Here is a 20,564-nt window from a genome sequence, read left to right on the forward strand (position 1 = left end):
GGCGTATGTCGCGCCCTCTCCCGCGCGAGGCGGGAGAGGGAGACTGCGAAAGCCGCGTCACGCGGCCTTTATGTCGATGCTCTTTTCGGCCTTTTGCGCCTGCGCCGATTTCGGCAGGCGCACAGTCAGCACGCCTTTGGCGAATGTCGCTTCGATTTTCTCGGCCTCGACATTCTCCGGCACGCGGAAGGCGCGACGGAAGGAGCCGTAGCGACGTTCGGAGAGGAAATAGCCCTTGTCCTTCTCCTCGCGCTGCTCTTTCTTCTCGCCGCTGATGATGAGCGAGCCATTGGAGAGCTTCACCTCGACATTCTTGTCGTCTATGCCGGGAAGCTCGGCGGTAATCTGATATTCCTTATCCTTCTCGACGAGATCGACCGCAGGCGTCGCAGCCCAGCCGAGGGTGAAGCGACCGAAGGGCTCGAGATCGGGCGTCGCCCCCTTCTGGAAGGGCGCGTCCTCGAACAGGCGATCGATCTGCCGCCGCAGCGTGTCCAGAGGATGCCAGTCGAACAAGCCATAGTTCGGCAGCGTCTCCTTCGATTCTTTCACGGGAACTCGGGTCTGCGCTTCCGCCATTTTCGCCTCCTGATATCCGATCGTGCGACCGGCGCGGCGCGCGCGTCGTCGCGCGCGCACGACGCCTGTGACGTAGGAGAGCCGAAGCAAAAAGCAATCGCCCGCGCCCACGCGAAGAGCCGGACGCGCGAAAACCTTTTGGAGCCTCGATCGAAAGCGAAGACGTTTCACAGCGCGAACACGCATAGGCAAATTGTCGCAGCCGTTTATATAATCATGGGCGGAGCGCTGCGACATGTCGAATGAACCGACGATGCCCGAAGACGACATCATGCGCGCGCTCGAGGCGCGGCTCGGGCGGCTGCATGCCCGCCAGCGACTCGGCATAGAGCGGGACCATGAGGCCCAGGTCTTCGGCCAGGGGCTCAATTTCTTCCATCCGGAAAATCTCGCCGCCTCGCCGTTGCTGATCCGCGCCGCGCTCGTCGCCGTCGGGCTCTACCGCCGCGGTCTCGCCAACGCCGAAAAGGTTTCGCTGCGCGAGAACCGCATCGTCAGCGCCAAGCTGCCGCGGGCCTTCGACGGCTTCGCCATTCTTCACTTGAGCGATTTGCATGTCGACATGTGCCCGCAGGCGATGGCGCGCGTGCGCGCGCTGGTCGCCGATCTCTCCTACGATCTCTGCGTGTTGACCGGCGATTATCGCGGCGCGACGCATGGACCGCATGACGCGGCGCTCGCCGGCATGGCGGAGCTGCGCGACGCCTTACGCTCGCCGATCCTCGCCGTGCTCGGCAATCACGACACGATTTTGATGACCCCGCGCCTCGAGCAGATGGGGATGCGCGTGCTGCTCAACGAATGCGAGACGATCGTCCGCGACGGCGCGCGCATTCATGTCGCCGGCATCGACGACGCACATTACTTCCGCGTCGACAATATAGCGAAGGCCGGCGAGGGGATTCCGCACGACGAATTCTCCATCCTCCTCTCGCATACGCCCGAGATTTTTCGTCAGGCGGCGCATGCGGATTTCGACGCGCTGTTCGCCGGTCACACCCATGGCGGGCAGATTTGCCTGCCCGGCGGCGTCGCATTGACGCTCGACTCGACGCTGCCGCGGGCGTTCGGCGCCGGGCCGTGGCGATATCACGAGATGCAGGGCTATACTTCGGTCGGCGCCGGCTCCTCCGTTCTGCCGGTGCGCTTCAACTGCCCGCCGGAGATCACGCTCCATCAGCTGCAGGCGGCCGGAGACGAGAAATAGGCGACGCATCTGGCCGTCCGTCCGAGCCCCCGCTAGAATATGACGGTAGCGTAAAGGGGGGGTGTGCGATGCGAGGCGGTGAGCGACTGGCGGGCGCGGGCGTTCGAGGCTTCCGGACGGCGATCGGCTCGCTCCTGCTGCTCGCGGCGAGCGTCGCCGCGGCCTTGGCGGCGCTCTATCCGCGGGAGGGGCGGCGCTTCATGGCGGAGGAGGATTTTCGCCGCTATCCAGGCGCCGGGGTGCTGATGTGCCGCACGGAGGAAGGCGTCCCCGAGCGCGCGGCCGCGGCCTGGCTCATCGGCGACCGCGGCCTCGTGGTCCTCAACGCGCATAATTTCGTCGACCGCAAACTGCGGCCGACGCATCCGATCGACGATTGCACTTTCGGCATAGGCGAGAAGGAATACGCCTTCGAGCCGGAAAGCCTGCGCTTCGGCTTCGCCCGCGACGCCAAGGCGCTGAACATCACCGACGATTGGGCGCTGGTGCGCCTGCGCGATCCGGTCGACGCCGATATCGCGCCGCAGCCGATTCCGGACGGGCCGGCGCTGCCCACCGGCCTCGCGAGCCTGCGCGTCATGATGGTGTCTCCCGCCGGCCACTCCAACTTCCGCCGCGCGACGAGCATAGAGGAGTGCCAGATCCGCCAGATCGACGCGCCCTCGGAGGACGGCATCCGCCGCGCGCGGCATGATTGCAACGACGGCTATGGCGGCTCGGGCTCGGGACTCTTCGGCGACGACGGAAGGCTCATCGCCATGCACAGCGCCTCGCTGGACATGAATGCGCGCCGCGATTTCGACATGGAGCGCCATTTCGGCATGGCGCTGCTGTTCGAAGGCGAATTGCTGGACGCCATCCGCCAGAATCTTCGCGCCGACGCGCGCTAGAATTTTCCGATCTGATCAGGTCGGAACGGGGAGAGGCGTCAATCCTCCATCTTCAGCGCGGCGATGAAAGCTTCCTGCGGAATCTCCACCCGGCCGAACTGGCGCATCTTCTTCTTGCCTTCCTTCTGCTTCTCGAGCAGCTTGCGCTTGCGGGTGGCGTCGCCGCCGTAGCACTTCGCCGTCACATCCTTGCGGAAGGCGCGCACCGTCTCGCGGGCGATGATCTTGCCGCCGATCGCCGCCTGAATCGGCACTTGGAACATATGCGGCGGGATCAGCTCCTTGAGCTTCTCGCACATTTGCCGGCCGCGCGAATCGGCGCGCGTGCGATGCACCAGCATGGAGAGCGCGTCCACCGGCTCCGCATTCACCAGAATGCTCATCTTGACGAGATCGCCGACGCGATAATCGGTGATGTGATAGTCGAAGCTGGCGTAGCCCTTGGAGATCGACTTCAAGCGATCGTAGAAGTCGAACACCACTTCGTTGAGCGGCAGGTCATAGACCGCCATGGCGCGCTTGCCGACATAATTGAGATCGACCTGCACGCCGCGCCGATCCTGACAGAGCTTCAGCACGGCGCCGAGATAATCGTCCGGCGTCATGATCGTCGCGCGAATCCAGGGCTCGAGAATCTCGTCGATCTTCACCACATCCGGCATATCCGCCGGATTATGCAGCTCGATCTCCTCGCCATTGGTCAATTTGAGCTTATAGACGACCGAAGGCGCCGTCGCGATGAGGTCGAGATCGAATTCACGGCGCAGGCGCTCTTGAATGATCTCAAGATGCAGAAGGCCCAAGAATCCGCAGCGGAAGCCGAAGCCGAGCGCGGCGGATGTCTCCATCTCGTAGGAAAAGCTCGCATCATTGAGTCGCAGCTTGCCGATGGCGGCGCGCAAATCCTCGAAATCGGCGGCGTCCACCGGGAAGAGGCCGCAGAACACCACCGGCTGCGCCGGCTTGAAGCCCGGCAGCGGCTCCGCGCATTGCTTCTTGTCTTCGGTGATGGTGTCGCCGACGCGCGTATCGGCGACCTGCTTGATCTGCGCGGTGATGAAGCCGACCTCGCCCGGGCCGAGCGAGGCGACGTCCTGCATCTTCGGCTTGAACACGCCGATCTTGTCGACCTCGTAATGGGCGTTTGTGCCCATCATGAGAATCTTCTGCCCCTTGCGCATGCGCCCGTCGATGACGCGCACCAGCACGACCACGCCGAGATAGGCGTCATACCAAGAGTCGACCAGCATCGCCTTGAGCGGCGCCTCATCGTCGCCCTGGGGCGGCGGCAAGCGGGTGACGATCGCCTCCAGCACATCGGGAATGCCGATGCCGGTCTTGGCGGAAATGAGCACGGCGTTGGAGGCGTCGAGGCCGATGACATCCTCGATCTGTTGCCGGATGCGGTCGGGCTCGGCCGCCGGCAGGTCGATCTTGTTGAGCACGGGCACGATCTCGTGGCCGGCGTCGAGCGCCTGATAGACATTGGCGAGCGTCTGCGCCTCGACGCCCTGGCTGGCGTCGACGACGAGCAGCGAGCCTTCGCAGGCCTTCAGCGAGCGCGAGACCTCATAGGCGAAATCGACATGGCCGGGCGTGTCCATGAGGTTGAGGACGTAATCCTTGCCGTCCGCCGCCTTATAGTCGAGGCGCACGGTCTGCGCCTTGATGGTGATGCCGCGCTCGCGCTCGATATCCATCGAATCGAGCACCTGCTCCACCATGTCGCGCGCGGCGACGGTCCCCGTCGCCTGGATCAGCCGGTCGGCGAGCGTGGACTTGCCGTGGTCGATATGCGCGACGATGGAGAAATTGCGGATATTGTCGATTTTGCGCGTCGTCATGCGGCGGGGATAGCAGCGCTGGAGAGGGAAGGGAAGCGGATTTGACAGGAGCGGCCGCGCTCTGCTCCCCTCCCGCCCTCGCCACGAGACGCAAGGCGCCGCCATGATCCGGGTTCTGCTTTTACTCGCTCTCTCGCTCACCGCCATTCCCGCGCTCGCGCAGAGCTTCGACTGCGCCAAGGCGCGCACTCCCGTGGAGCGGCTCGTTTGCGCCGATCGCAGGCTCGGGGCGCTGGACACGGAATTGGGCGCGGAGGCGAAGAAGGCCCTCGCCGCCGATCCGGCGAGGCGCGGTGAAAAGCTCGCCGAGGCGCGCAAATGGCTCGGCGAGCGCGATCACCTGTGTCCCCTGCCGGCGGGCGAACTCCATGGGGAGGCGCGGGCCAAGGCGCTCGCCTGCCTGACCTCCGCCTATGAGACCCGGCTCGCCGCGCTGAAATCCGCGCCGGCCCCGGCTCGGAGCCCAGAGGCGACGGCCGTCTGCCGCAAGCTCGCCGAACGCTATCGCGCCACCCTCGCGGAGAACCCGGAAGCGCCATTCAAATCCTCTTTCTATGCGGCGGGTCCGCTCAACGTTCTCGCCGCTGCGCCGCACGCCGGCGTCGAGCTCGCCGCTCCAGCGGCCGAGATCAGCGAGGTTTCGCGGCGCAAGCTCGCGGACTGGGCCAAGGGAAGGCCTCAGCTTTTCGTCTTTCCCGATAAGCTGGCGGCCGATCTCGTCGAGATCGCGGGCTCGTCGCAATTGACCATCGATCGCCTGCCGAATGAGAATTTCTACGCCGCGAGCGTCATAGAGGGCACGGCGCGCTGCTATTCGGCCGCCTATTTCACGGTTGCGCGCGGTCATGCCCAGAGCGCGCGGGGCCCTGCGAACTGGGAGGGCGAGAGTGGGGACGGCTGCGGCGTTTCCCGCTCCTTCGGAACGCTGGACGGCGCCTCCGTCGCCTTGGAGGAGGCGCATGGCTATTCGCCTTCCCTCTCCTCCACGGTAAGCGCCGCTCCATGGCGAGGCGGCGAGTTCGGCCCGGCCTGCGACGCGACATTCGAATTCGCGCCGCGCTTTGCGGAGCGCGCGTCCTACAATGATTGGGACGAGCATTGCGAAGGCGCCGATTGCGAGGCCTTGCGCAAAGCCGCTCTCGCGCTCGTCGAGGCGGCGCAGAAACAGCCGCTCGAGGCGCGCAAATCGGCGCTCGCGCGGCTGACGACGCCGCAGGCCGCGGAATTCACGGAACTGGAGAAGCTGGCGGAGCCGATGAAGGATGCGCCGCGCGATCCGGCCGAAGCGGCGGACCCCGCCTTCTATGACGAGAATGGTCCGCTTCGCCTGCCTTTCGTCCATGGCGGGCGGCTCTATCTCGCCGAGCTCGGCCATTTCACCATCGGCTGGCGCATCTTCGCCGATTGGCGCGTGGCGCTGAAGCGCCCCGAAAAAGGCAAGCTCGAGGAGAGCGCCGTCTTTGCGATCGGCATGACGAAGGGCGCGCTGCGCGACGTCTCGATCAAATGAAGCGAAATAAAGCGTCCCGCCAATGAAGACGGCGCGCGTCACGGGAACGCGCGCCGTCCGAAATACGCAGGCGGGAAGCGCTCAGCTCTGCTTCAAGCGCGTCTCGATCTCGCTCTTCGCCTTGGCGTAGAGCTCCAACACGCGGGGCTTCGCCCAATTATAGGCTTCGACGAGCCGCGGGGCGAGCCAGCGCAGAAAGCTCGCGGTCAGCCGGCCGGCCGTCGCGGCCGCCTCGATGAAGCGGTCGAACCAGGGCAGCCCGGCATGACCCTCGGGGATTTTGGCGCGAGTCCAGGCCACGGCGGCGATGGTCTTCTCGCGCGCGTAATCGGCGAACACGACGAGCGGATCGGGCGAGCCGGCGGCGACGAGCCTCTCCTTCAGATAGGCGATCTCGGAACCCGCCTGGGCGGCGAGCGCGGCCGCTTTCTCCCGCGCGCCATGGGCGGAGGCGAGCTCCGCGCGCAGAGCGTCGAGCTCGGCGCTCAGCCGATCGCGATGCGCGGCGGCGCCGTCCCGTTCGACGACGACGGCCGCGACCGCCTTGTCCTTCTCTTCCGCCGCGGCGGAAAGCTGCGCGCGCGCGGCGTCGAGCTCTTTCGACAATGCGCTCGCCTTGGTGATGAGCTCGATCTTGTCGGAGGCGTGACGATCGCGCTCCGCCGTGATCGCCTCGAGTTGCGCGTCCAGGCCCACGGCTTCGACGCCGTTCGACGCCTCCTCGGGGACGGGGGGCTGTTCGGACAGGTTCATCTCCTACCTCTCTTCGTGGCCTAGAGACGCATCCGGCGCGAAACATAGAGAATTTTGACGATTCGGCAAAAGCAGAATCGTCTCCATATGTTCACGCCCGCTCACGGCCGACCTCGTCGATCTGCGCGCGCCGAACCGCACCTAGCGCTCGACGCAATGAGATCAACCGCTTGTGAATTCACCTCGTTCGGGACGAATACGAGGCCGATCGAGACCCCGCCGCCGCGCTCAGCGCTCGGCCAGGAGGGGCGTGACGCCATCCGTGTCGAGATAGATGACGCCGTCCTCGATCTTGACCGGATATTCGGCGAGCCGGCTTTCCTGAGGATGGATCGGATCGCCGGTGCGCAGATCCCATGTCCAATTATGGAGCGGGCAGGTCAAGACCTCCCCGTCGAAATCCGCAGTCTCCAGCGGCGCATTCGTATGCGGGCACACGCCCTGGAAGGCTTTGATCTCCCCGCCGAAGGCCCAAGCCAGGATGATGACATGGGAGTCGGCGATGACGAGCCGCATTTCGCCTTCGAAAACCGTGTCTTCCTTGCAGACCCTCGTGAACATGACCTCAGCTCTCCGGATATCGGCCGGCGCTCCGCCGCCGCTCGCGAAGCCCCAGCAAGAAAAGCGCCGCGCCGCCCGCCGGCCGCGTTGATTTCGCCCCGAGGCGCCCCCATAGTCCCGCCGTGAGCGGAAAAGAGCCGAAATTCTGCGTCGTCCAGACGACGATCGACAGCGAGGCGGGCGCCGAGCGGATCGCCCGCGCCCTTCTCGCCGCAAAGCTCGCCGCCTGCGTCCAGATTTTCCCGATCCGCAGCTTCTACGTGTGGAATGACGAAACCCGCGCGGAGCCGGAGTTTCTGGTGCAGTCGAAGGCCCGCGCCGCCGATTACGACGCGCTCGCCGCCGCCATTCGCGCCGCGCATCCTTATGAGGTTCCGGAAATCCTGCGCCTCGACGTCTCCGCCGGCGATCCCGCCTATCTCGACTGGGCCGCGCGCGCCACCGTGCGCGACGACGCCGCCTCCTGAAGGCCCCGGGCGGAGCCGGCGCCCAGTTTCACGCAAGCCTCGCCGGGCAAAGATCGTCGCGCCGGCCGCCGCCGCGCCGCCGCGCGTCCGCCTGCTCGGAAAAACTTGCGCGCGGAACGGGGCCTGTCATGACGTCGATCTACTCGTCGCTCACGACCGTGCAGATCGCCCGGCTGCCGACGACCATCATGCGCCAGCTCGAGACCTCCGACATAGAGGCGCTCGACACGACGCAGATCGCCGTGCTGACGGCGACCCAGCTCAACAATCTCTCGACGACCAATCTGCAGGCGCTGGTGACGACGCAAGTCGCCGCTCTGTCGAAATCGGCGCTGACCGGGCTCGATCTGCCACAATTCGAGGCGCTCGCCTCGAGCGACTTCGAATCCTTCACCACGACGCAGCTTTCGGCTCTCACCAGCACGGAGCTCAATGCGCTCGACACGACGGAGATCGGCAGTCTGAGCACGACGCGGCTGCAGGCGCTGACCGCCGCGCAGATCGCCACTCTGTCGACGACCGAGCTCTCGCGCTTCACGACGACGCAGATCGCCGGCCTCTCCTCCACCCAGGTGCGCGGCCTCACCGCGACCCAGCTCGACTCGCTGAGCCTCGATCAGATCATCGCGCTCCAGGTGAGCAATCTGAGCGCCGCTCAGGCGCGAGCGCTGAACGAGACGGACGTCGGCTCTCTCACCACGACGCAGCTCTCCTCTCTCTCTTCGACGCAGATCGGCTCGCTGACGACGACGGCCTTCGACAGCCTCTCGCAGACCGCGGTTCAGGCGCTGACGGCATCGCAGATCGCCGGCGTCGCGGCGACGCAGATCGCCGCGCTGACGACGACCGACCTCGGCGAATTCACCACGACGCAGCTCTCTTCGCTGACCCAGACGCAGACGCGCGGCCTCACGACGACGCAGCTCACGGCGATGACCTCGACCGAGATCCAGGCGCTCTCGGTCGCCAATCTGTCCAATGCGCAGCTCGCCGGGCTCGGCGTCGCTTTCGAAAATCTGTCGGACACGCAAATCGCGGCGCTGGCGTCGACGCAGATCGCCGCTCTGTCCACGACGACGCTCAACAACCTTTCGGCGACGCGCCTCGGCGCGCTCACCACGACGCAATTCGCCGGCCTCTCCGCCGCGCAGATCGCCGGCCTCTCCGATACGACGCTCGCCAATCTGACGACGACGCGCCTCGTCGCCCTCACCACGACGCAGACGCGCGGGCTGACGACGACGCAGCTCGCCGATCTCTCGACGACGGGGCTGCAATCTCTCGACGTCGCCGAGCTCTCGGCGGCGCAATTTTCCGCGCTCGACGCCACCACATTCGGCGATCTCTCCGCCACACAATTTTCGGCGCTCTCCTCGACGCAGATTCGCGCGCTGACGACGACGCTGCTGAACGCCCTGCCCGCGACGCTCGTCGCGAGCCTGACGACGACGCAGGTCAATTGGCTCAGCGCCGCGCAGATCGCGGGCATGACGACGACGCAGGTCGGCAATCTGACGACGACGCAGCTCGCAGCGCTCGCCACGACGCAGGCGCGCGGATTAACGACGACCCAGCTCGCCGGCATGACGACGACAGCGATCCAATCGCTCGCGATCGGCAATCTCACCTCCGCGCAGATCGCCGCGCTGGTCTCGAGCGGCGGCGGCGGATTGTCCAGCGCCCAGGTCACCGCGCTCGCCTCGACGCAAATGGCGGCGCTCTCCACCACTTTCCTCAATCGGCTGACGACGACCGAGCTGCAGAGCCTCACGACGACGCAGGCCGCGGCCCTCGCCTCGACGCAGATCGCCGGGCTCGCCTCCGAAACCATCGACAGGCTGACGACGGCGCAGCTCGCCGCGCTCACCTCCACGCAGGCGCGCGGACTGACGACGACGCAGCTCGAAGATATGACGACGACGGAGATTCAGGCGCTGACGATCTCGCAGCTCTCCGCCGCGCAGATCGCCGGTCTCGGCTCGGCCGCCTTCGGCAATCTCTCCACGAGCCAGCTCTTCGCCCTCACCTCGGCGCAGATCGCGGCGCTGACAACGACGCAATTCGACGCCTTCGGCGCAACGCAGATCGCCGCGCTGACGACGACACAGCTCGCGGGTCTCAACGCGACCGAGATGAACTCGCTCGAGACCACCCAGATCGCGGCGCTGAGCGCCGCGCAATTTGCGGCCATGCCGTCGCGCGCCTTCGCAGGGCTCGCCGACACGCAGGTCGCCGCGCTGACGACGACACAGCTTTCGGCCTTCGCCACCACGCAGATCGCAGCCCTCACCTCGACGGCGGTCACCGGCCTCACCAGCGCGCAGATCGCTTCGCTCGCGACCACGCAGGTCGCCGCGCTGACGGCCGCGCAGACGCGCGCGCTCGCCGATTGGCAGATCGCGACATTGAGCACGACGCAGCTCGGCGCGCTGACCACGACAGAAGTCGCATCGCTGACGTCCACCCAGCTCGCGGCGCTCACGCTCACGCAAATCGACACGCTGACGACGACGCAAGTCGCCGCGCTCTCGGCCGTCGCCATCGGCGGATTGTGGCAGAGCCAGATCGCCGAGCTGTCGACGACGCAGGTCTCCACGCTGAGCTCGACGCAGGTCAAGGCGCTCGCCGACACGCAGGTCGGCGCGCTCTCGGCCGCGCAGCTCGGCGCGCTCACCTCGACGCAGGTCGCTTCACTGTCGACGACCGGCTTCGGGGCCCTCACCTCCACCGCCGTCGCCGCTCTCACGACGACGCAGATCGGCGCGCTGGGCGCCCTATTGACCGCAGTGCTGTCCGACGCGCAGATCGCGGCGCTCGATACGACGCAGATCGGCGCCCTTTCCGTGGCCGCAATGTCGGGCCTGGGCGCGGCGCAGATCGCCGCTATGACGACGACGCAGCTCGGGGTTCTCGTCACGACGCAGGTCGCCGCGCTCGCCACGACGGCGATCGCCTCCCTGTCGACGGCCGCCGTCGCCGCCCTCGCGACGACGCAGGTCGCAGCGCTCACCGCGACGCAGATGCGCGCCATGTCGGACGCGCAGATCGCCGCTTTCTCCATCGCGCAGCTCGCCGCCTTGCAGAAGTCGCAGCTCGCCGCGCTCTCGACGACGGGCGTCGGCGGATTGTCGACGAGCGACATCGCCGCGCTCACCACCACGCAGCTCGCCGCTCTCACCACAGCGCAGATGAGCGTGCTCGTCGACACGCAGCTTTCGGCCTTCACCGCGACGCAGATCGCCGCGCTCGCCGCGACGCAGATCGCGGGCCTCTCCTCGGACGCCGTCGCGAGCCTCTCGACCAGCGTCATCGGCGCGCTCGCCACCACGCAGCTGCGCGGCTTCACGAGCAAGCAGATCGGCGCGTTGACGCTCTCCCAATTGGGCGCGCTCACCACCACGCAGCTCGCCGCCATGACGACGACCGAGCTCTCCGGCCTCACCGACGCGCAGGCGGCGGCGCTGGCGACGACGCAGCTCGGCGCGCTCGCCGGCACACAGATCGCCGCGCTCTCCACCACCGCCGTCGCGGCGCTCACCATCACCGAGATCGCCGCGCTCAGCACGACGCAGATCGGCGCGCTGACCTCGACGCAGGCCGGCGCGCTCACAGCGACGCAGATTTCCGCCTTCGGCCTCGATCAGCTGGCGCGACTGACCTCGACGCAGCTCTCGGGCCTGGCGACGACGGCGATCGCCGGCCTCACGCTGACCGAGCTGCAGGCGCTGACGACGACGCAGCTGCGCGGCCTCACCGCGGCGCTCGTCGGCGCGCTGACGACCACGGAGCTCGGCGCGCTCGCCACGACGCAGATCGCCGCCCTCACGACGATCGAGCTGCAGGGCCTCACCCAGACGCAGGCGGCGGCGTTCTCCGGCGCGCAATTCGACGCGCTCGCCGCCACGCAGATCGCCGCGCTCTCCACCTCGGCGATCAGTGGGTTGACGACGACCCAGGTCCAGGCGCTGAACGCGACGCAATTCGGCGCGCTCGCAGCGACGCAGATCGCGGCGCTGACCAGCGAGCAGCTCGCGTCGCTGACGACGACGCAGGTCGGCGCGCTCACTGCGACGCAGGCGCGCGGACTGACCTCCACCGAAATTTCGCAGCTCGACGCGACGCGGCTCGGCGCGCTCTCGCCGACGGCGATCAAATATCTGACGAGCACGGCGATCGGCGGCCTCACCGCCGCGCAGATCGGACTGCTGACGACGACGCAGCTCGCCAGCGTCGCCGCCACGCAGATCGCCGCGCTGTCGACGACCGCGATCGCCGGGCTGAGCAGCGGCGAGATCGGCGCGCTGACATCGACGCAATTCCGCAGCTTCTCCTCGACCGGAATGGCGGCGCTGACGACGACGCAGGTGCTGGCGCTCACCTCGGCGCAGATCGGATTGCTGACCAGCACACAGATCGGCGGGCTCGCCGCGACGCAAGTGGCGGCGCTCGCCGCGACGCAGCTCGGCCTGCTGAATGCGACGCAGATCGCTTCGCTCTCGACCACGGGCGTCGGCGGCCTGACGCCGACGCAGGTCGGCGGTCTCGCCGCGACACAATTCGCAGCGCTGACGGCCGGGCAGATCGCGGCCTTGTCGACGACCGGCGTCGGCGGACTGACGACGACGGAGCTCGCCGCGCTCACGACGACGCAATTGCAGAGCTTCACCTCGACAGAGATCGGCGCGCTCTCCGCCACGCAATTTTCCGCCCTCACCACCACGCAGCTGAAGACGCTCACCTCGCTGGAAGTCTACGGATTGACCTCGACGCAGGTCGCCTCGCTCGGGACGGATCGGCTCGCGGTGTTGAGCACGGCGCAGATTTCCTATCTCTCGACGACCGGCGTGGCGGGCCTGAGCCAAACGCAGATCGCCTCTCTGTCGGATGCGCAATCGGCCGCTCTCTCGGCGGATCAGATCGGCGCCCTGTCGCCGACCGCGGTCTCCGGCCTCAGCGCCACAGAGATCGCCTCGCTCACCTCGACGCAATTTGCGAGCCTCTCCGCCTCCGCCATAGCGGCGCTGACCTCGACGCAATTTGCGAGCCTCACCTCGACGCTGATCGCATTGCTCTCCGCGACGGAGCTCGGCGGATTGACGGCGACGCAGGCCGCCTCGCTCACCACGACGCAGCTTTCCGCATTGAGCGCGACGCAGATCGGCGGCGTCTCCTCGGATGGAATTTCCGGACTCTCGGCCGCGCAGATCGCCAGCCTGACGACGACGCAATTTTCGGGGCTCCAATCCACGCAATTCGCGGCGCTGACGACGACGCAGATGCAAGCCGCGACCACGACGGAGATCGCGTCGCTGACCGACGCTCAGCTCGGCGGCCTGCTGCGCCCGCAATTGCGCGCATTGACGACGACGCAGGTCGGAGCGCTCACCACGCAGCAGATATCCGCGCTGGCGACGACGCAGATCGTCAATCTCACCACCACCGAGCTCGGCGCGCTCTCCTCGACGCAATTCAACGCGCTGACCTCCACGCAAATCGGCGCGCTCACCACGCAGCAGCTCGCCAATCTCGACGGCTCCGTCATCTCCGCCTTCAACGCGCGCCAGCTCACCGGCCTGACGACGACGCAGGTCGGCGCGTTCACCGCGACGGCCATCGCCGCATTGACGACGATGGAGCTGCTGGCGCTGAACGGCAATCAGATCGCCGCATTCACCACGCAGCAGATCGCCGGCATGACCACCGAGCAGCAGGCCGCGCTGGCGCAGGCGGTCTCGTGAAGCGCCTCGACGGCGCGGCGGCGACATTTCACAATGATCGAGACGCGCCGCGATTCGCGCGTTCGCAAAAGGGAGCCGCTCGCGGGCCATGACCGACGAATTGAACGAGCCGCTGGGCTCGAGCGAGCCGCTGGAGCCGCGCCGAACGCCGCGCCCGAATGGGCGGACCGTCACGATTGTCGCCACAGCGCTGCTCGGCGGCGCTTGTCTCGCCGCTTTTCTGCTGGCGACGCGCGATCCTCATGCAGGACAGCCGATCGCCATCGCGCGCATAGAGATGGTCGAGCCGCCGCCGGCTCCGGCGAGCGCCCCCGCGGAACACGCCTCCGTCGCCGAGCCCGACAGGCGCGCCGATGAGATCGCCGACATAGAGCGCCGCTCGGGCGTGAAGGTCACGCGCATCGGCGGCGGCGAGCCGCCGGGCGCGCTCATCATAAGGCTCGACGAGCAGCATACGGCGCTCGCGCCCGCGCCGGACAAGCGGCTCGTCGAGAAAGGACGACTGCCGAAGATCGGCGCCGATGGCGCGAAGCCGATGGAAGTCTATGCGCGCCCCGCGACGATCAGCTCGCGGCTGCCGGTCGGCGCGCCACGCATCGCGCTCATCGTCGGCGGCGTCGGGCTCAATGCGCAGCTCACGGCAAGCGCGATCGACGAATTGCCCGGCGCGGTGACGCTCGCGCTCGCGCCCTACGGCGCCGATCCCGAGAGCGTCGCGACGCGGGCGCGCGAGCGCGGCCATGAGATATTGCTGCAGGCGCCGATGGAGCCTTATGACTATCCGCGCGAAAATCCCGGGCCGCATACGCTGCTCACGACGCGCGGCGCCGGGCTCGAGGATCTGCACTGGCTCATGAGCCGCTTTTCCGGCTATATCGGAATTGTGAATTTCCTCGGCGCGCAATTCACCGCCGACGAGACGGCGCTCACGCCCACGCTCACCGACATAGCCGGGCGCGGTCTGCTCTATCTCGACGACGGCACCTCGCCGCGTTCGCTCGTGTCGTCTCTCGCGCCGCGTCTCGCTCTCTCTGCCGCGCGCGCGGATGTGGCGATCGAGGTGGGGGCCTCGGGCGAGGCGGTGGAGAAGGCGTTGACGCAGATCGAGGCGCTCGCCCGCCGCAACGGCCAGGCGATCATCGTCGCCGGCGCTCTGCCACAGGCGATGACTCGCCTCGCGCGTTTCGCCCGCGAGCTGGAGCGCAAGGGAATAGCGCTCGTCCCGCTGAGCGCGCTCGTATCGCGGGTCGAGGACAAAGAAGCGCGAGCCGGAAAGTGGAAATGACCGAACTGACCTACAGACCCTGCGTCGGCGTCATGCTGCTCGACGCTCGAGGCCTCGTCTTAGTCGGCCGTCGCGTCGGCAAGGACGATCCGCCGATTCTCCAGCAATTCGTGTGGCAAATGCCGCAGGGCGGCATAGACGAAGGCGAGGAGCCGCTCGCCGCGGCGCTGCGCGAATTGCGCGAGGAGACCAATGTGACGAGCGTCTCGGTCCTCGCCGAGAGCGCGGATTGGTATAGCTACGATCTGCCGCCGGAAGCGACGAAGCGCCGCAAATATCGCGGCCAGACGCAAAAATGGTTCGCGCTGCGCTTCACCGGCGACGAGGCCGAGATCGATGTCGAGCGCCCAGACGGCGGCCGCCACGCGCCGGAGTTCGACGCCTGGCGCTGGGAGAAGGCGGCGCTGCTGCCCGAGCTGATCGTGCCGTTCAAGCGCGACGTCTATGAAAGCGTCGTGCGCGATTTCGCTCATCTCTCCGGAAGCTGAGGCGGCGTCTCGATCGTCGCCCCGAAAATCGGCTCGAAGGCGCGGCGCAGCGCGGCGTCGACGGCCGCCATATCCGAGCCCGCGCCGAGATCGGCGAGGCTGGTGACGCCGAGATGCGACTGGCGCACGCCGCAGGGCGCTATGCCGGAAAAATGCGAAAGATCGGGCGCGACATTGAGCGCGAGGCCGTGGAAAGTCGTCCAGCGCCGCACGCGCACGCCGATCGCCGCGATCTTGTCCTCGGCCGGCTCGCCGCAGAGTCCCGCGCGCTTGTCCGGCCGGCGCGTCCACACGCCGACGCGATCCTCGCGCCGCTCGCCGGCGACGCCGAGCGCGGCGAGCGTCGCGATGAGCCAGGCCTCGAGCGCCGACACATAGGCGCGTAGATCGCGCTTGCGGCGTGTGAGGTCCAGCATCACATAGGCGACGCGCTGTCCGGGACCGTGATAGGTGAATTGCCCCCCGCGCCCGGTGCGATGCACGGGAAAGCGCGCGTCGAGCAGATCGGCCTCCTTCGCGGAAGTTCCGGCCGTGTAGATCGGCGGATGCTCGAGCAGCCAGACGCGCTCGGCCGCCGTCCCGTCGGCGATGCGCTCGACCAGCGCCTCCATCTGCGCGACGGCCTCTTCATAGGGAACGAGGCCCGAGGCCGCGACCCATTCGACCGGCGGCGAGCCGGGAGGTGGAAGCAGAGAACGGGCGCAGTCGTCGCGTAAAAGCGGAGCGGTCATGACGTCGAATCTATCGCGAGACGCGGCGCCGCTCCAGCGCCGCGCGCGTCATGCCCCCGATCGACTCTATTTTTTCGAGGAATTGGGCCGGCGCGGCAGCGGAAATTCCGCGCTTTCATATAGGCCGCGAATGGCGGCGCCCGTATAGGTCGCCTCGGCCACCTCGAGCGAGCAGCTCGCCAACAGGCCGGGAGGCATGTCCTCCACCGCGTAGCGAATCGCCTCCGCGGCTTGGGCGAAACGCCGGAATTCGATGGAGTTCTGGTAGGATCTCGGCCGCTTGGCGAGCGTTTTGGATGAGAACAGGCCCGCTTCCATCCCGTAATCGAACTCGCTCATCGCTCTTCTCCCTGTCGTCCACGCTGTTCGGCGCGAAAATCGATCACGGCGGCGCCCCGCGGCGCAGGTGGACGAGACGATGCGAGCGACGCGCAACTATTCGTAGCGAGAAATTACCAGGCGAATTCCATTCCCGCTTCCGTCACGACACGTTCGAGACCGTCCCGGTCACCTTTGATGACATATTGGAATCCCGCCCCGCTGTCGGGCAGCAGGCGGGTGATCCGGAATGTTTCCTTTTCCGATCTCGCGCCGATGCGGTGATAGATTTGCGCGCCGAGACGAAACTTGTGCGTCGGCGTTTCTCTGCGAAGCCGCTGATGGCGGGAGAGCTCATTCGAATGCGCGCTCACTGTCGGCCCTTTCGGATGGAGTGCGACGCGCCGAAAGAACGACGCGCCTCCACCGGGGACAGGGCCCCGCGCTCGCCGCCGGTACATCCGCGGTCGGCGAGCGGGGCCCGATCGGCTGAAGGATCAGGCGGCGATCGTCAGCTGATCCGCCGAAGATTTGCCGCTGCGCTTGTCGACGACGATCTGATAGGAGAGCTTCTGGCCCTCGGCCAGGCCGGCCAAACCTGCGCGCTCGACAGCGCTGATATGAACAAAGACATCGGCTCCGCCGGCCTCCGGCTGAATGAAGCCGAAACCCTTTTGAGCATTGAACCATTTTACGATGCCGGTCTGCATTGACTTGTCCTTTCGAGAACGAGTGCTCGGGCGTTCGCGACATGCGACGCCACGCTTGATCGATGTTCTGGAGAGGAAGTCATATGCCAGCTGCGCCAATAGGACGCGATAAGCAGGAGCCGTCCGGCCGAAACTCGATTAGACCCTATTTGGTGCGTCCGCTCACCAATTACAAGCGTAGCCGCCGGAAATCGCGTGAAGCTCTCGCTTCACCTTGCCTCCCCGCCGCGCCCGCTGTAGACGGCGCTGTCGCCGCTCCCATCTAGATCGCCATGTCCGTCCTCGCCGTCTATCTCCGCGTTCTGGCGCAGCTGAAGCCCGAGAAACGTCTCGCGACGATCCTCGTCGTCGCCAATCTCGCCGTGGCCATCGCGCAATTCGCCGAGCCCATGCTGTTCGGCCGCGTCATCGACGTGCTCACGCGCGCGCAGGCGGCGGGCGAGAAGCTCGCCTGGATCGATCTCGCGCCGCTGCTCGCGGCCTGGGCCGGCTTCGGCCTCTTCTCCATCGCCGCCTCCGTGCTGGTCGCGCTGCATGCCGACCGTCTCGCGCATAGAAGCCGGCTCGCGGTGATGGCCGCCTATTTCGAGCATGTGCTCGATCTGCCGTCGAGCTTTCACGCCGGCGCGCATTCCGGCCGGCTGCTGAAGGTGATGCTCGAGGGCGCCTCCGGCATGGCGGGACTGTGGCTTTCCTTCTTCCGCGAGAATTGCGCCTCCTTCGTCGCGCTCTTCGTGCTGCTGCCGGCGACGCTCTTCGTCAATTGGCGCCTCGCCCTGCCGCTCATCGTGCTCCTCGTGATCTTCGGCGCGCTCACCTCTTTCGTCCTGCGCCGCACCGAGCAATTGCAGAGCAAGGTGGAGCGTCACCATTCCTCGCTCGCCGAGCACGCCTCCGACGCGCTGGGCAATGTCGCCGTGGTGCAGAGTTTTACGCGCGTGCAGAGCGAGACGAATGCGCTGCGCCGCATCATCGACGAATTGCTCGCCGCGCAAATTCCGGTGCTCTCCTGGTGGGCCCTCGCCGCCGTGGCGAGCCGCGCCTCGGCGACGCTGACCCTGCTCGTCATTTTCCTGCTCGGCGCCTGGCTGCATCTGCAGGGCCTCGCCTCCATCGGCCAGATCGTCGCCTTCATGAGCTTCGCGACCATGCTCATCGGACGGCTCGAGCAAATGGTCGGCTTTCTCAACGTGCTGTTTCTGCTCGCGCCCAAGATCGCCGAATTCTTCTCTATTCTCGACACGCGCCCAACGGTCGCCGATCGCGAGGACGCGCGTGATATCGGCCGGCTCGCGGGCGCCGTCGCTTTCGAGAATGTGAGCTTCTCCTATGGCGGCGATCGCCTCGCGCTGCGCGACGTCTCCTTCTCGGCGCGGCCGGGCGAGACGATCGCACTGGTCGGCTCGACGGGCTCGGGCAAATCGACGACGCTCGGCCTGCTGCATCGCGTCTTCGATCCGGCTCGAGGCCGCGTGACGATCGACGGCGTCGATGTTCGCGATATGACGCTGACCTCGCTTCGCCGCAACATAGGCGTGGTATTTCAGGAGCCCATGCTATTCGCGCGCTCGATCGAGGAAAATCTGCGCGTCGGCAAGCCGGACGCCACGGAAGACGAGATCGCCCGCGCGGTGGAGCTGGCGCAGGCGCGCGATCTGGTGGCGCGGCAAAGCGAGGGGCTTTCGACGCTCGTCGGCGAGCGCGGCCGCACGCTCTCCGGCGGCGAGCGGCAGCGCCTCTCCATCGCCCGCGCGCTGCTGAAGGATCCGCCGATCATGATCTTCGACGAGGCGACCAGCGCGCTGGACGCGACCACCGAGCGGCAATTGCAAAAGGCGCTGGAGGCGGCGACCGCGGGCCGCACCACTTTCATTATCGCGCATCGTCTGGCGACGGTGCGCCATGCGGATCGCATTTTGGTGCTGGATCAGGGCGAGATCGTCGAGAGCGGGACTTTCGACGGACTGGTGGCGAAAGGCGGACTGTTCGCCGCGCTCGCCAAGGCGCAATTCATGACGTCGGCGTCGTAACCCCCTCTCCCCGAGCTATCGACGCGAGGCCCCGGAGTGTCGGCGACGCATTCGCCGGCTCCGACGCTTAAGCGGTCGTTTCCTATAGGGGCAGAACCGCGCTCTCACGCTCTGGCTCTCGCTCGTCGTCGCGCCTATCCTCGACGAAACGGCGCGAGCGATCCATGCTGACCAAATACTTGCAACGCTTTTCGCGGCGTTCGGACGAGCTTCCGGACGCTGCATTGATCGAGCTCGTGGACGTCGTCTACAGGGCTCTTCCTCCCATCGCCATCATGGGCGTCACCATGGTCTGCATCGGCGCCCTGCTGACAATCAGGACCGGCGACAGCCTGCTTCTGCTCGTGACCCTCGCTGGCGCGGCCGTCTCCGGCGCCCGCATCTCACTCATGCTGCTCTATCGCCGCCAGCGCGCCGCATCGCGCCCCACGGCGAGCGAAGTCCGGCAGTGGGATCGGCGCTACGCCCTCGGCAGCTTCGCATTCGCCGCCATGCTCGGCGCGCTGAACGCGCGCGCGCTCACGGCGGAGGCGGCCGTCTCCGACATCATGCTGAGCCCGATGCTGGTGACGACGCTGATCCTCGCCTATGGCGCCGGCGTCGTCACGCGCCTGGCCGCCCGTCCGCATATCTGCCTGGGGAGCGTGACGCTGGCGACCATCCCGACAGTGGCGGGCTTCGGTATGCGCGCTTTCGCCGCGGACGGCTGGTATGCCCAGACCGTCTTCGCCACTCAGGCGATCGTCGTCGGCGTTTTCGCTCTGGCCGGCCTCGGACTGGTCGAGGATTTCTACGACACAGTGCGACAGCAGATCATCGCGAAGCTGGATCTCGCGGCGCTGGCGGGCAGGGACCATCTGACAGGCCTCGCCAATCGCATTCGGCTGCAGGAGAAGCTGGAAGAGGCCGGCGCGCATCTCGAGCGGACCGGAGGCCTTTTCGCGCTCCATTATCTCGATCTCGACCGCTTCAAGGAGGTCAATGACAATTTCGGCCATATCACGGGAGACGCCCTCCTCCGGGCCGTCGCCGAGCGGCTGACGCAGACCGTGCGCGAGGGAGACACTGTCGCTCGCCTCGGAGGCGACGAATTCGTCGTCATCCAGCACGGGATCCAGCTCGGCGACGAGGCGGAGCTTCTGGCGCGCCGCATCGTCCAGGCGGTCGGCGCGCCTTACGATCTCCTCGGAGGGAAAATTCAGATCGGCGTCAGCATCGGCGTCGCCTTGGCTCCGCGGGACGGAACCGGGCTGGAGCAGCTCGTGTCCTGCGCCGACTCCGCCCTCTACCGAATGAAGCGCAAGGGACGCGGCGGCGGCTTTTGGGAAGAGGAGGGCGCGCCTCTCGAAAGGAATGTCGCCTGACCGCAGCCTGCCGGGGATACGGGGGACGAAACCGCGCATTCCCACAACATATCGCGCCCTATTTCTTGCCTTCCCCGCTATTTTGTGGC

General features: G+C 66.9%; 17 protein-coding genes. 9 read left to right on the forward strand and 8 right to left on the reverse strand.

The features are described from left to right. Window positions 1–57: 57 nt before the first annotated feature. Window positions 58–579, reverse strand: a complete 522-nt coding sequence (locus IY145_RS07560) for an Hsp20/alpha crystallin family protein (protein ID WP_196407647.1) — start codon at window positions 577–579, stop codon at window positions 58–60. Window positions 580–814: 235 nt separating this feature from the next. Between IY145_RS07560 and IY145_RS07565 the strand changes: the two genes are divergently transcribed. Beyond that, the gene (locus IY145_RS07565; RefSeq protein WP_246721842.1) at window positions 815–1,786 is read left to right on the forward strand and encodes a metallophosphoesterase; all 972 of its coding nucleotides are present in this window, start codon (window positions 815–817) and stop codon (window positions 1,784–1,786) included. 68 nt (window positions 1,787–1,854) lie between these two features. Then, complete coding sequence (locus IY145_RS07570) at window positions 1,855–2,676, forward strand: serine protease (protein ID WP_196407648.1); 822 nt, start codon at window positions 1,855–1,857, stop codon at window positions 2,674–2,676. A gap of 38 nt (window positions 2,677–2,714) precedes the next feature. Here IY145_RS07570 and lepA read toward each other — a convergent pair whose 3' ends face one another. Continuing rightward, window positions 2,715–4,520: a translation elongation factor 4 gene (gene lepA / locus IY145_RS07575; protein ID WP_196407649.1), complete on the reverse strand. Its 1,806-nt coding sequence runs from the start codon at window positions 4,518–4,520 to the stop codon at window positions 2,715–2,717. Window positions 4,521–4,623: 103 nt separating this feature from the next. Here lepA and IY145_RS07580 point away from each other — a divergent pair, with 103 nt between their 5' ends. Then, window positions 4,624–6,030 carry a lysozyme inhibitor LprI family protein gene (locus tag IY145_RS07580; RefSeq protein ID WP_196407650.1) on the forward strand — a complete coding sequence of 469 codons (1,407 nt, stop codon included), beginning with the start codon at window positions 4,624–4,626 and terminating at the stop codon, window positions 6,028–6,030. Between the two features lie 81 nt (window positions 6,031–6,111). Here IY145_RS07580 and IY145_RS07585 read toward each other — a convergent pair whose 3' ends face one another. Continuing rightward, the gene (locus tag IY145_RS07585) at window positions 6,112–6,783 is read right to left on the reverse strand and encodes a hypothetical protein (RefSeq protein WP_196407651.1); all 672 of its coding nucleotides are present in this window, start codon (window positions 6,781–6,783) and stop codon (window positions 6,112–6,114) included. A gap of 228 nt (window positions 6,784–7,011) precedes the next feature. Continuing rightward, window positions 7,012–7,344, reverse strand: coding sequence for a Rieske 2Fe-2S domain-containing protein (locus tag IY145_RS07590; protein ID WP_196407652.1), 333 nt, complete (start codon window positions 7,342–7,344; stop codon window positions 7,012–7,014). A 122-nt stretch (window positions 7,345–7,466) separates the two neighbouring features. Here IY145_RS07590 and cutA point away from each other — a divergent pair, with 122 nt between their 5' ends. From cutA to IY145_RS07610, 4 genes are all read left to right on the forward strand, one after another. Further along, on the forward strand, window positions 7,467–7,811 hold the full coding sequence (gene cutA, locus IY145_RS07595) for a divalent-cation tolerance protein CutA (protein ID WP_196407653.1): 345 nt from the start codon (window positions 7,467–7,469) through the stop codon (window positions 7,809–7,811). A 128-nt stretch (window positions 7,812–7,939) separates the two neighbouring features. After that, on the forward strand, window positions 7,940–13,549 hold the full coding sequence (locus IY145_RS07600; protein WP_196407654.1) for a hypothetical protein: 5,610 nt from the start codon (window positions 7,940–7,942) through the stop codon (window positions 13,547–13,549). A gap of 88 nt (window positions 13,550–13,637) precedes the next feature. Beyond that, window positions 13,638–14,834, forward strand: coding sequence for a divergent polysaccharide deacetylase family protein (locus IY145_RS07605; RefSeq protein WP_196407655.1), 1,197 nt, complete (start codon window positions 13,638–13,640; stop codon window positions 14,832–14,834). Then, entirely contained in the window at window positions 14,831–15,322 is a 492-nt protein-coding gene (locus tag IY145_RS07610) for an RNA pyrophosphohydrolase (protein WP_196407656.1), read from the forward strand. The genes IY145_RS07605 and IY145_RS07610 overlap by 4 nt, the downstream gene beginning before the upstream one ends. On the opposite strand, the gene lipB is transcribed toward IY145_RS07610, so the two are convergent. The 4 genes from lipB to IY145_RS07630 all read right to left on the reverse strand — a co-directional run bounded on the left by lipB (window position 15,304) and on the right by IY145_RS07630 (window position 17,081). Then, on the reverse strand, window positions 15,304–16,053 hold the full coding sequence (gene lipB / locus IY145_RS07615) for a lipoyl(octanoyl) transferase LipB (RefSeq protein WP_196407657.1): 750 nt from the start codon (window positions 16,051–16,053) through the stop codon (window positions 15,304–15,306). The genes IY145_RS07610 and lipB overlap by 19 nt on opposite strands. 66 nt (window positions 16,054–16,119) lie before the next feature. Next, complete coding sequence (locus tag IY145_RS07620) at window positions 16,120–16,392, reverse strand: hypothetical protein (protein WP_246721844.1); 273 nt, start codon at window positions 16,390–16,392, stop codon at window positions 16,120–16,122. Window positions 16,393–16,505: 113 nt separating this feature from the next. Then, window positions 16,506–16,745 (reverse strand): hypothetical protein, encoded by a 240-nt coding sequence (locus IY145_RS07625; protein ID WP_196407658.1) that lies wholly within the window; start codon window positions 16,743–16,745, stop codon window positions 16,506–16,508. A 123-nt stretch (window positions 16,746–16,868) separates the two neighbouring features. Next, window positions 16,869–17,081 carry a cold-shock protein gene (locus IY145_RS07630; RefSeq protein WP_196407659.1) on the reverse strand — a complete coding sequence of 71 codons (213 nt, stop codon included), beginning with the start codon at window positions 17,079–17,081 and terminating at the stop codon, window positions 16,869–16,871. Between the two features lie 272 nt (window positions 17,082–17,353). Here IY145_RS07630 and IY145_RS07635 point away from each other — a divergent pair, with 272 nt between their 5' ends. Together IY145_RS07635 and IY145_RS07640 are read left to right on the forward strand one after the other, a co-directional pair. Next, window positions 17,354–19,111, forward strand: coding sequence for a glucan ABC transporter ATP-binding protein/ permease (locus IY145_RS07635; protein ID WP_196407660.1), 1,758 nt, complete (start codon window positions 17,354–17,356; stop codon window positions 19,109–19,111). Window positions 19,112–19,275: 164 nt separating this feature from the next. After that, window positions 19,276–20,475 carry a GGDEF domain-containing protein gene (locus tag IY145_RS07640; protein WP_196407661.1) on the forward strand — a complete coding sequence of 400 codons (1,200 nt, stop codon included), beginning with the start codon at window positions 19,276–19,278 and terminating at the stop codon, window positions 20,473–20,475. Window positions 20,476–20,564: the final 89 nt, after the last annotated feature.

This window comes from Methylosinus sp. H3A, assembly GCF_015709455.1.
Lineage (GTDB): Bacteria > Pseudomonadota > Alphaproteobacteria > Rhizobiales > Beijerinckiaceae > Methylosinus.